Below are 10421 nucleotides of genomic sequence, written 5' to 3'. Positions count from 1 at the left end.
GCCCCAGACGCAGCCGTCCCGTCATCAGACACAGGCCACCGAGCCCAGCCACCCGGTTCCCGCCCTGGCCGTCGGCGAGGCGCAGGCGCTGGTCGAGCGGCAGTACAGGCAGGCCGCGCAGGCGGGCGACCCGGCCGCGATGCGCAACCTCGCCGTGCTGCTCAGCCAGCAGGGGCGCACGGCCGAGGCCGAGACCTGGAACCAGTACGCCAACGCGATCGCAGCCCAGGCCGCCGCGTACCCGCAGAACACCGGCTACGGCCCGTACGCCGCGCCGACCCGGCCGCCGCACCTGGCCCCCGCGATGCACCCGCACGCCAAGGCGCGCTACAGCCACGCCGCGATCTACTCGCTATCGTTCGGCCTGGTCGGGCTGATCACGTGCGGCCTTCCGTCCATCCCGGCGATCGTCGCGGGCCATGTCGCGTGGGTGCGGATGCGGCGCACCGGCGAGCGCGGCCTCGGCATGGCCGTGACCGGCATCGCACTCGGCTGGATCATGGTCGCGTTCTGGGCGCTGGTCGCCTTCGGCTGGTCGCTCCCGGACGAACCGTCCCCCTGACGAATAATGCGTTGCGGCCGTCCGGGCGCGCTGGCACCGTAGACGACGTAAGCCCGTCCAAGAGGGCGACACGAGACCTTGAGAGGAGGACCGGCCATGGCACTGGAGCAGCTCCGCTATCGACTGCCCTCGGCGTCGCACGCCCGCCCCGGCCGGTACCCCCGCTCCTAAGAGGTTCCCGGCCGAGCCGCCGCGAGTGACGCCTCCTCGCGAAGTCCATGCGGCTCTACCCCAATCGGCAGAGGGGCCACTCTCAGGAAGTGGATGTTCCGGGTTCGAGTCCCGGGAGCCGCACGCATGCCCCCGTAGTCCAACGGCAGAGACGGCAGCATGAGGTGCTGTGCGATGTGGGTTCAAATCCCGCCGGGGGTACGACCGAGCCTTTGAGGCTCGTGCACGGGGCGGCGCCGACGCGGGAGAGTCGGGTCTGGCTGTAAACCAGGAGCCTTAGCGCTGAGTGGGTTCGAATCCCACCCGCCCCACCGGACACCGCCACAGGCGCGAATGACGTGACGCGAGCGTGCGCGCGACGGGAGAGCGGCGGCCTGCTGGTCACCGGGCAGCCGGGGGTCGGCAAGTCCGCGCTCGCCGACCGGAACAGCCGCGAGCTCCATCTCGGCGACCTTGCCCCCCGCCCGCCGGTCGGAGACCGAGCACCGCTGGCCCGGGGACGGCGATGTTGCCAAGCAATGACTGCTGAACTATTGTCTGGACATGTGTCCGGGGAACAACGACTGACAACCGAGCCCACACGCCGCCGCCTGACCGAGCGGCAGGCCGACACGGTGCGGCGGCTGACCGACGCCGCCGTGGAGGAGGTTCGCGAGGCAGGGTACGAGGGGCTGACCGTCCGGAACGTGGCGCGGCGGGCAGGAGTGGCCCCCGCGACCGCCTATACCTACTTCGCCTCCAAGAACCATCTGATCACCGAGGTGTTCTGGCGGCGGCTCAGCGCGCTGGCCCCGGTGGACGCGGACGGCCCGCTGCTCGACCGCGTGGTGGCCGTGCTCCGCGAGATCGCGCTGCTGGTATCGGACGAGCCGGAGCTTGGGGCGGCCTGTACCACCGCGATGCTCGGCACCGACCCCGACGTCCGGGAGCTACGAGTGCGGATCGGCGCCGCGATCCGCGAGCGCATCCAGGCCGCCCTGCGCGATCAGGACGACCCGAAGATCGTCGGCGCCCTGGAACTGGCCTACACCGGCGCGCTCGTCCACGCGGGCATGGGCTACACGTCCTACGCGCGGATGGCCGACCGCCTGGCCGAGATGGCCAAGCTCATCCTCCCCGATCCCGAGTGAGGCGACGGCTATGGACGCAGGTTCGTCGCTCTCCCACAACCCCTCCGCCCACGCCGCCCACGAGAATCCGCACCCCGCTCCACACGCCGGCCTCCGCAAGAAGAGCCGCCAACTCCCCGACGCCGAGGGCGCTGTGATAGGTAGGTAGTTGCCTCAAGCGTCGACGGCCTGAACGTTGCGATCGCGTGCGAAGCCAGTTGCGAGCCTGCGAGCAACTGATCGCGCAGCGAGCCGCTAGGCGAGTCGGAGCGATGCAGCGATCGCCGCAGTGCCCGTTGAAGGAGGGCGCGCTAGCGCCTGACGCCGAGGGCACTGCAATAAACTCAAATCTCCCCTTCTGGCTTGGCTGGGATCGTTGCCTTGATGGAGCCGCCCAGCTCGATCAGCACGTCCCCCGCCGGGTTGTATTTGACGGGGACGGTCACTTCGACGTAAGCCTGCCGCGCCACCGCCGTGAACGTCACCGGGCGGTCTACGGGCTGCCCGAACCAGTCGATGCCGTTGATGGTGACCAGCTGCGATGTGGGCTTGAGGGCGGGGGGTCTGGCCACGCCGCAGCGCAGCGCGATGGCGGGTGAGCCCCAGGCCGCGGTCAGGGGCGAGTCGGGTGAGGCGTCGCGCCGCGACTGGTCGTGCACCTTTTCGGGGAGCCGCAGGCCGTCGCACAGCCGTGCCGTGGCCGCGTCCGGGTGCGGCACCGGGATCTCGACGGCCGAGTCACCGCAGGCCGAGGCCGTCAGGGCCAGCGCGGCGAGCACCAGCGCCGCGCGCCGCCGCCGCAGCACCGCTTCAGATGTGGACGATCGGACACGTGAGGGTACGGGTGATCCCCTCCACCGCCTGGATCTGCGCGACGACGAGCTTGCCCAGCTCGTCCACATTCCGCGCCTCCGCTCGGACGATCACGTCGTAAGGACCCGTGACGTCCTCCGCCAGGGTGACCCCCGGTATACCGCTGATCTCGGCGGCGACGTCGGCCGCCTTGCCGACTTCGGTCTGGATGAGGATGTAGGCCTGCACCATCACGTCCTCCCCGGGCGGAGAAATAGCCGTCGAACGGTCACCGTATCGTGTAACGCGCCGCGGTGGGCGGACGGGGGCGTCCAAGAACGTTCTCGCGCTGTCCCGCCCGCGTGAGCATGGACTTCGCGGAGCACGATCACGGAAACGGGGCCGATGAGCACGATCGGGGACCTGGGCGAGTTCGGCCTGATCGGCAGGCTGACGCGGCGTCTGCGGCCGGGACGGGCCGTGCGGCTCGGCCCCGGCGACGACGCGGCGGTGATCGCGGCGCCGGACGGGCGGGTCGTGGCCACCACCGATCTGCTCGTGGAGGGCCGCCACTTCCGCCGCGACTGGTCGGGCCCCTACGACATCGGGCGCAAGGCCGCCGCGCAGAACCTCGCCGACGTGGTCGCGATGGGCGCGCGCCCGACGGCGCTGCTGGTCGGCTTTGCGGCGCCCCTCAGCACCCCGGCCGCCTGGGCCGAGCGGCTCTACGACGGCCTGGACGACGAGTGCCGGGCCGCGGGCGCCTCGGTGGCGGGCGGCGACCTGGTGGGCGCGCCGGAGGTCACGCTCGCGGTCACCGCGCTCGGCGACCTCGGCGGCGAGCCGCCGATCACCCGGTCCGGCGCCCGTCCCGGCGACGTGGTGGCCGTCCGGGGCAGGCTCGGGTACTCCGCCGCGGGGATGCGGCTCCTCGCCGAGGGACGCGACGGTCCCGCCGAGCTGATCGAGGCGCACCGGCGTCCACAGCCGCCGTACGCGGCCGGGGAGGAGGCGCGGGCCCTCGGCGCCACCGCGCTGCTGGACGTCAGCGACGGGCTCCTCCAGGACCTCGGGCACATCGCCGCCGCGAGCGGGGTGCGGATCGAGGTCGATTCGCGGGCGGTGCCCGTCCCCGCGATCCTCGGCGCGGACGGGCCGCGCCACGTCCTCACGGGCGGCGAGGACCACGCGTTCGCCGGAACCTTCCCCGCGGACACCGTCCTGCCCCCATCCTGGAGTCCGGTGGGCGTGGTCGCGGAAGGGGCGGGAGTGCTGCTGGACGGGCGGGAGCCCGAGGTCGCGGGATGGGATCATTTCCGCGCGTAGAACGCCGGTGGAACGGAGTGCGACCGCCCGGGTGCGTTCACGCATCCGGTAGGCATGTTCGGTACTGGTTTGGTATACATCCTGTGATCGAAGAGGAATGGGATGGGACGACACACCAAGTTCGAGCAATCCGATGACGAGCCCGTACCGGACGCCCAGGCGCCTGCGGGACCGTTCTTCGGAGCTCCTCACGGATCGTCCTATGAAGCCTTCTCCAGCCCGACCGACGACCAGGTCTTCGTGGCGTCGTACGAGCGTGAGCCCGCCTACGAGCAGGGCATTCCCGGCGGTCATCAGCCGGACGCGCGCATCGTCCCCGAGCCGGACGCCGACCGGCCGGACCCCCCGTCCCGGCCCGGGACGACCACCAAGAAGCGCGTGGGCAAGCTGTTCTCGCTGCTGCCCGTCCCGCTGCTCCCGATCGTCGCGCTCGTCGTCGCGGTCGGCGTCGTCGCCTACGCGCTGAGCACCCAGCAGATCTCCCTGAACTTCGCCGGCGGCGCCCCCAAGGACCCGGCGCGCAACGCCCACGACAGCCAGGTCTCGCAGCGCGGGCCGGGGGAGCGGGCCAGCCGCGGCGGGGGCCGTCCGGACGGCCTGGTCGTCGAGTTCCGGGTCGTCTCGCGCGCCCCGGGGGGCTTCAAGGCGACCGCCACGATCGTCAACCAGGGGCAGGCGCCGGTCGCCCGCTGGGCGCTGGCCTTCAAGATCCGGGACGCCTCGGTCCGCGCGCTGAGCGGCGCCACCGTGGTCAGGACCGGATCGCTCGCCTTCGTCCGCGGCCGGACCGGCATCGCGCCGGGACGGTCCGTGCGGATCGTGTTCACCGCGCGGGGCACCGCCACGAAGCCGTACTACTGCCTGCTGAACCATCTGGCCTGCGCCCTCGTCTGAGACGTTCCAGGCGATCCGCCCCGAACGCTTAAAGTGGTCGGCATGACGCCGAACCCGCCCGCTTCCCGCCGTCCGCAGGCCCCGCCGCTCGTCCTCACCGTCGCGGGCTCGGACTCGGGCGGGGGCGCCGGGATCCAGGCCGACCTGAAGACGATGCTCGCGCTCGGCACGCACGGGATGAGCGTGATCGCGGCCGTCACCGCGCAGAACTCGCTCGGCGTCCAGGGCTACTGGGAGCTGCCGCCCGAGGCGGTGCGCGCCCAGCTCGACTCGGTGCTGTCCGACATCGGCGTGGACGCGATCAAGACCGGGATGCTGGCGTCCACGGTCCTGGTCGAGACCGTCGCCGAGGCGCTGAGCGGTTCGGACGCGCCGTCCGTGGTCGATCCGGTGGGGGTGTCCAAGCACGGCGACCCGCTGCTGGCGCCGGACGCCGTCGACGCCGTCCGGACGGCGCTGCTGCCCGCCGCGACCGTGGTCACGCCCAACCTGTACGAGGTCGAGCAGCTCACCGGCGTCAAGGTGGTGGACGAGGCGGGCCTGCGGGAGGCCGCCGAGGCCGTCAAGGCGCTGGGCCCGCGCTGGGTGCTGATCAAGGGCGGCCATCTGCCGGGCGAGCCCGCCGACCTGCTGTTCGACGGCGAGCGCGAGTACCGCTTCACCGCGCCCCGGCACGACAACCGGCATACCCACGGCACCGGCTGCACCCTCGCCTCGGCGATAGCGTCCCACCTCGCGCTGGGCGAGGACGTCCCGGCGGCGGTCGGCAAGGCGAAGGAGTACGTCACGGGCGCGATCGCCGCGGGCTTCCCGCTCGGCGCCGGCATCGGCCCCGTGGACCACGCCTGGCGCCTGCGCGGCTGACCACCGGCCTCGGACGCGCGAAAGCCGGCCCACCGGAGACCTCCGATGAGCCGACCAAGGCTCTCTTACATCGGCCGGACGGCCTGGCCGGGCGTCCCGGTCAGACGGTCGGCTTGACGACCTTGCCGGCCTTGATGCAGGACGTGCAGGCGTTGATCCGCTTGGTGCTGCCGTTCACGACGGCGCGCACGCGCTGGATGTTGGGGTTCCAGCGGCGCGGGGTGCGGCGGTGCGAGTGGGAGACGCGCATGCCGAAACCGGGTCCCTTGCCGCAGACGTCGCAGACGGAAGCCACGGGAAACTCCAAGTGGGTGTCGATGCTCTGAACCGGAGCGCCGCCCGGCGCCGTTGCGGGCGGGAAGGGCTTGGTGGGCGCTCACTGATGGCGCCCCGGACGAGGCGCACGAATCAGAGTAGCCGACCGCCCGTCGGGTAGGCGAATCGGCGCCCGCCCGTTCCCATGGACGGGGTCCGCACGGTACAGAAGGAGCGCGGAAAGCAGCAAGGAACCAGGACGAAGGGGTGGGCGTGGGGCAGATCCTCGACGGGGCGGCGGTACGGCGGTGGAGCAGGCTCGCGGCAGAGGCGCTCGGCCGGACCCGGGGGGAGATCGACGCGCTCAACGTGTTCCCCGTCCCGGACGGGGACACCGGCACGAACCTGCATCTGACGGTCCTGGCCGCGGCCGACGCGGTGGACGAGCTGCCCGGCGGCGCGGGCGTCGCCGAGACGTGGCGGGCCCTGGCGCAGGGCGCGCTGCTGGGCGCCCGGGGCAACTCCGGCGTGATCCTCAGCCAGGTGCTCCGGGGGCTCGCCGAGGTCCTGGGCCCGCCCGGCACGGCACCGGACGGCGCGGCGCTCGCCGGGGCGCTGGAGCACGCGTCCGGGCTGGCGCGGGGCGCCGTGGAGCACCCTGTCGAGGGGACGATCCTGAGCGTGCTCGCCGCCGCCGCGTCGGAGGCGTCGGCCGCGTCCGCGCCGGCCGGACCGGACGGCCCGGGCCCGGAAGCCGACCCAGGCGCGGCGGGGGCCGTGCGGGCCGCGGCGCGCGGCGCCCGGCAGGCGCTGCGCCGCACCACCGGGCAGCTCGACGTGCTGGCGCGCAGCGGGGTGGTGGACGCGGGCGCCGCCGGGCTCTGCGTGGTCCTGGACGCGCTCGCCGCGGTGATCACCGAGGAGTACCCGGAGCGGTACGAGGTGCCCGCCCGCGTGGCCGGACGGGCACCCGCGCGGGACGGGCCGCCGGAGCCGCGCGGCCCCGGCTACGAGGTGATGTACCTGCTGGACGCGCCGGACGCCGCCGTCCACGGGCTTCGCGAGACGCTGGACGGGCTCGGCGACTCGCTCGTCGTCGTGGGCGGGGACGGGCTGTGGAACGTCCACGTCCACGTGGACGACGCCGGGGCGGCGATCGAGGCGGGCCTGGCCGCCGGGCGTCCGCACCGGGTCCGGGTCACCTACCTCCACGCCCACGACACCGATCCGGAGGCGGCGCACGTCCCGCACCGGGGGCGGGCCGTGGTCGCGGTGACCGCCGCCGGGGGTCTGGCGGCGCTGTTCGAGGAGAGCGGCGCGCGGGTCGTCCGGCGCGAGCCCGGGGCGGTGCCGCCGCTCGCGGTGCTGGCGGAGGCGGTCCTGGCGGCCGGGGACGAGGTGGCCGTGCTGCCGAACGAGCCGGAGGTGCTCGCGCTCGCCGAGGCCGCCGCCGAGCGGGCGCGGGACGGCGGGGCGCGGATCGCGGTCGTGCCGACCAAGGCGTCGGTGCAGGGGCTGGCGGCGCTCGCGGTGCACGATCCGCTGCGCCGCTTCGCCGAGGACGTGATCGCGATGACGCGGGCCGCCGGGGCGACGCGGTTCGGGCACCTGGAGGTCGCGGCCGAGGAGGCCGTCACCAGCGTGGGCCTGTGCCAGCCCGGGGACGTCCTGGGCCTGATCGAGGGCGATGTCGCGATGATCGGCGCGGACGTCGGCGACGTGGCGCGGCACGTGCTGGACCGGATGCTGTCGGGCGGCGGCGAGCTGGTCACGCTGATCGCGGGCACGTACGCGCCGCCCGGTCTCGCCGCCGCCCTCGAAGATCATCTACGGGAGCGGCACCCCGATGTCGAGGTCGGCGTCTACGACGGCGGGCAGGAACGCTACCCCCTCCTCATCGGCGTCGAGTGATTCCCGCCGCCGCCATGGGCTAGAAAAGGGTGCGTGGCGAATGTGGCGAACCTCGACGAGCCGTTGCGCAAGGTCCTCGGCGACAAGACGGCCAAGGTGCTGGAGAAGGGCCTCGACCTGCACACGGTCGGCGACCTCCTGCACCACTACCCGCGCCGCTACGCCCACCGGGGCGAGCTGACCCCGCTGAGCGGGCTGGAGGACGGCGAGCACGTCACCGTCATGGCGGAGGTGGTGAAGGTGCAGGGCCGCACGCTCACCCGCAGCCCCGGCTACGTCCTGGAGATCACCGTCACGGACGGGACGGGCGAGCTGAAGCTGAGCTTCTTCGGCCGCAAGGGCTCCTACCGGGCCGAGAAGGACCTGTCGCCCGGCACCCGCGGCCTGTTCGCCGGGAAGATCAGCACGTACCGGCCGCGCAGTGGGAGGCCGCAGCGCCAGCTCACCCATCCGCAGTACAAGGTGGTAGAGGAGAAGTCCGCCGAGCAGGCCGCGCAGGAGTGGGCCGACGAGATCATCCCGATCTACCCGTCCACCAAGGGCCTGGACATCGAGACCATCGGCACGTCCGTCGGGATCGTCCTCGACCAATTGGAGTTCCCCGCCGACCCGATGCCCGGGGTCCTGCTGGGCCGCCGCCGCCTCATCGGCCTGCGCGACGCCTACGAGGGCATCCACCGCCCGAAGAGCTGGGACGAGCTGGGCCGCGCCAAGAACCGCCTCAAGTGGGACGAGGCGTTCGTCGTCCAGATCGCCCTGGCCCAGCGCAGGCGGGCGGCGGCGGCGCTCCCGGCCACGCCGCGCCCGCCGTCCTTCGGCGGGCTGCTCGCCGAGTTCGACGCGCGCCTGCCGTTCGAGCTGACCGAGGGCCAGCGCGAGGTCGGCGACGAGATCGCCGCCGACCTCGCCGTGGAGCACCCCATGCACCGGCTTCTGCAGGGCGACGTCGGCGCGGGCAAGACCGTGGTCGCGCTGCGCGCGATGCTGCAGGTCGTGGACGGCGGCGGCCAGGCGGCGCTGCTCGCGCCCACCGAGGTCCTCGCCCAGCAGCACTACCGGTCGATCACCGGGTTGCTGGGCGACCTGGCGCAGGCCGGGCAGCTCGGCGGCGCCGAGCACGCGACGCGCGTCGCGCTGCTGACCGGCTCGCAGGGCGCCAAGGCGCGCAAGGCGGCGCTGCTGGACGCGGCGTCCGGTGCCGCCGGGATCGTCGTCGGCACCCACGCGCTGCTCCAGGAGAGCGTGCAGTTCGCCGACCTCGGCCTGGTCGTGGTCGACGAGCAGCACCGCTTCGGCGTCGAGCAGCGGGACGCGCTGCGCGAGAAGACCGCCGGCGGCCGCCCGCACGTCCTGGTCATGACCGCGACGCCGATCCCGCGGACGGTCGCGATGACGGTCTTCGGCGACCTGGAGACCTCGGTGCTCGGCCAGCTCCCGGCGGGGCGGTCGGAGATCAGGACGCACGTGGTGCCGCCCGAGCGGCCCGCGTTCCTCGCCCGGACCTGGGAGCGCATCCGGGAGGAGGCGTCGCAGGGCCGGCAGGTCTACATCGTCTGCCCTCGGATCGGCGAGCAGGAGGGCGACGAGGGCGACGCGATCGTGGACGACGCGGCCGAACGCGACCGCCGGTCCCCGCTCGGGATCATGGAGCTGCTGCCGAGGCTGGAGGAGCTGCTGGCCGGGCTGCGCCTCGGCGTGCTGCACGGCAAGCTGCACCCCGATGAGAAGGACGCGGTGATGCGCCGCTTCACCGAGGGGGAGCTGGACGTCCTGCTCGCCACCACGGTCATCGAGGTCGGCGTGGACGTCCCGAACGCCACCGTCATGGTGATCATGGATGCGGACCGGTTCGGGGTGTCGCAGCTGCACCAGCTGCGGGGCCGGGTCGGCCGCGGCTCGCTGCACGGGCTGTGCCTGCTGGTGACCGACGCCGAGCCGGGCGGCGGGTCCAGGGAGCGGCTGGACGCGGTCGCCTCCACCACCGACGGGTTCAAGCTGTCGCGGCTCGACCTGGAGCAGCGCCGGGAGGGTGACGTGCTGGGCGCGGCGCAGGCCGGGCGGGCGTCGAGCCTGCGGCTGCTCACCCTGCAGCGGGACGAGGACGTGATCCGCGACGCGCGCGAGGAGGCGTCCGCGCTGGTCGAGGCCGATCCCGAGCTGTCGGACCACCCGGGCCTCGCCGCCGTGCTCGACTCGCTCCTGGACGAGGACCGGGCCGGGTTCCTGGAGAAGACCTGAGACTCCCTATATTTCCGACTAAAAAAGTTGACTTTAGCCCCGCGCCGGGTCAGGATGAACGCGTGAATCCGAGTGAGGCCCTGACCAACCGCCTGCACGTCGATCTCCGGCGGCAGGCGAGCGCCCTGTGTTCCCGTCGCTGATCCACTCCCTTCCCCGGGCCCGGCGAAGCACGTCCGGCCCGTCCTGGATCCGACGGCTCACAGGAGGCCGTGTCATGACGATCACCAGCCGTGCCGGCGACGCCGCACGCGCCGGCGGCACCGACCCCGCCGCCCCCGACTCCTGTCTCTTATACA

At 73.2% G+C, this 10421-nt stretch carries 11 protein-coding genes and 3 tRNA genes; 11 read left to right on the top strand and 3 right to left on the bottom strand.

Translation table 11 applies throughout. The features are described 5' to 3' along the window. The 5 genes from E1298_RS38370 to E1298_RS38350 form a co-directional block, all read left to right on the top strand. A partial coding sequence (locus tag E1298_RS38370) for a DUF4190 domain-containing protein (RefSeq protein ID WP_131902280.1) occupies positions 1 to 562 on the top strand: 562 nt, incomplete at its 5' end. 220 nt (positions 563 to 782) lie between these two features. Next, positions 783 to 856, top strand: a tRNA-Leu gene (locus E1298_RS38365). Positions 857 to 861: 5 nt separating this feature from the next. Further along, positions 862 to 934, top strand: a tRNA-Leu gene (locus E1298_RS38360). Between the two features lie 26 nt (positions 935 to 960). After that, a tRNA-Tyr gene (locus tag E1298_RS38355) sits at positions 961 to 1044 on the top strand. A gap of 234 nt (positions 1045 to 1278) precedes the next feature. After that, a complete protein-coding gene (locus E1298_RS38350) occupies positions 1279 to 1863 on the top strand; it encodes a TetR/AcrR family transcriptional regulator (RefSeq protein ID WP_243726061.1) in 585 nt (194 codons plus the stop codon). Positions 1864 to 2186: 323 nt separating this feature from the next. Here the strand turns inward: E1298_RS38350 and E1298_RS38345 are convergent, their stop codons facing one another. Then, positions 2187 to 2648: a DUF3515 domain-containing protein gene (locus E1298_RS38345; RefSeq protein ID WP_243726060.1), complete on the bottom strand. Its 462-nt coding sequence runs from the start codon at positions 2646 to 2648 to the stop codon at positions 2187 to 2189. A gap of 4 nt (positions 2649 to 2652) precedes the next feature. Next, positions 2653 to 2886: an Lrp/AsnC family transcriptional regulator gene (locus E1298_RS38340; RefSeq protein ID WP_131902276.1), complete on the bottom strand. Its 234-nt coding sequence runs from the start codon at positions 2884 to 2886 to the stop codon at positions 2653 to 2655. Positions 2887 to 3039: 153 nt separating this feature from the next. Between E1298_RS38340 and E1298_RS38335 the strand changes: the two genes are divergently transcribed. From E1298_RS38335 to thiD, 3 genes are all read left to right on the top strand, one after another. Next, positions 3040 to 3960, top strand: a complete 921-nt coding sequence (locus E1298_RS38335; protein ID WP_131902274.1) for a thiamine-phosphate kinase — start codon at positions 3040 to 3042, stop codon at positions 3958 to 3960. 102 nt (positions 3961 to 4062) lie between these two features. Beyond that, positions 4063 to 4854, top strand: a complete 792-nt coding sequence (locus E1298_RS38330; protein WP_131902272.1) for a cellulose binding domain-containing protein — start codon at positions 4063 to 4065, stop codon at positions 4852 to 4854. Between the two features lie 42 nt (positions 4855 to 4896). Then, positions 4897 to 5718, top strand: a complete 822-nt coding sequence (thiD, locus tag E1298_RS38325; RefSeq protein WP_131902270.1) for a bifunctional hydroxymethylpyrimidine kinase/phosphomethylpyrimidine kinase — start codon at positions 4897 to 4899, stop codon at positions 5716 to 5718. A 100-nt stretch (positions 5719 to 5818) separates the two neighbouring features. Here the strand turns inward: thiD and rpmB are convergent, their stop codons facing one another. Further along, positions 5819 to 6013: a 50S ribosomal protein L28 gene (gene rpmB, locus E1298_RS38320; protein WP_030164391.1), complete on the bottom strand. Its 195-nt coding sequence runs from the start codon at positions 6011 to 6013 to the stop codon at positions 5819 to 5821. A 233-nt stretch (positions 6014 to 6246) separates the two neighbouring features. Here rpmB and E1298_RS38315 point away from each other — a divergent pair, with 233 nt between their 5' ends. The 3 genes from E1298_RS38315 to E1298_RS52000 all read left to right on the top strand — a co-directional run bounded on the left by E1298_RS38315 (position 6247) and on the right by E1298_RS52000 (position 10265). After that, positions 6247 to 7884, top strand: a complete 1638-nt coding sequence (locus tag E1298_RS38315; protein ID WP_131902268.1) for a DAK2 domain-containing protein — start codon at positions 6247 to 6249, stop codon at positions 7882 to 7884. Between the two features lie 42 nt (positions 7885 to 7926). Beyond that, positions 7927 to 10122: an ATP-dependent DNA helicase RecG gene (recG, locus tag E1298_RS38310; protein WP_131902282.1), complete on the top strand. Its 2196-nt coding sequence runs from the start codon at positions 7927 to 7929 to the stop codon at positions 10120 to 10122. Positions 10123 to 10184: 62 nt separating this feature from the next. Beyond that, the gene (locus E1298_RS52000; protein WP_424923195.1) at positions 10185 to 10265 is read left to right on the top strand and encodes a putative leader peptide; all 81 of its coding nucleotides are present in this window, start codon (positions 10185 to 10187) and stop codon (positions 10263 to 10265) included. The last annotated feature ends 156 nt before the right edge of the window (positions 10266 to 10421 follow it).

The organism is Actinomadura rubrisoli (assembly GCF_004349215.1).
Taxonomy (GTDB): domain Bacteria; phylum Actinomycetota; class Actinomycetes; order Streptosporangiales; family Streptosporangiaceae; genus Spirillospora; species Spirillospora rubrisoli.
Note: the sequence above shows the minus strand (reverse complement) of the source record. Positions and strands in the feature narration are given on the sequence as shown.

Bases quoted from the DNA above. Each gene is read 5' to 3' on its own strand.
- E1298_RS38340 (WP_131902276.1), bottom strand. From the start codon at position 2,886: ATGGTGCAGGCCTACATCCTCATCCAGACCGAAGTCGGCAAGGCGGCC.
- E1298_RS38335 (WP_131902274.1), top strand. From the start codon at position 3,040: ATGAGCACGATCGGGGACCTGGGCGAGTTCGGCCTGATCGGCAGGCTG.
- thiD (WP_131902270.1), top strand. From the start codon at position 4,897: ATGACGCCGAACCCGCCCGCTTCCCGCCGTCCGCAGGCCCCGCCGCTC.
- E1298_RS38330 (WP_131902272.1), top strand. From the start codon at position 4,063: ATGGGACGACACACCAAGTTCGAGCAATCCGATGACGAGCCCGTACCG.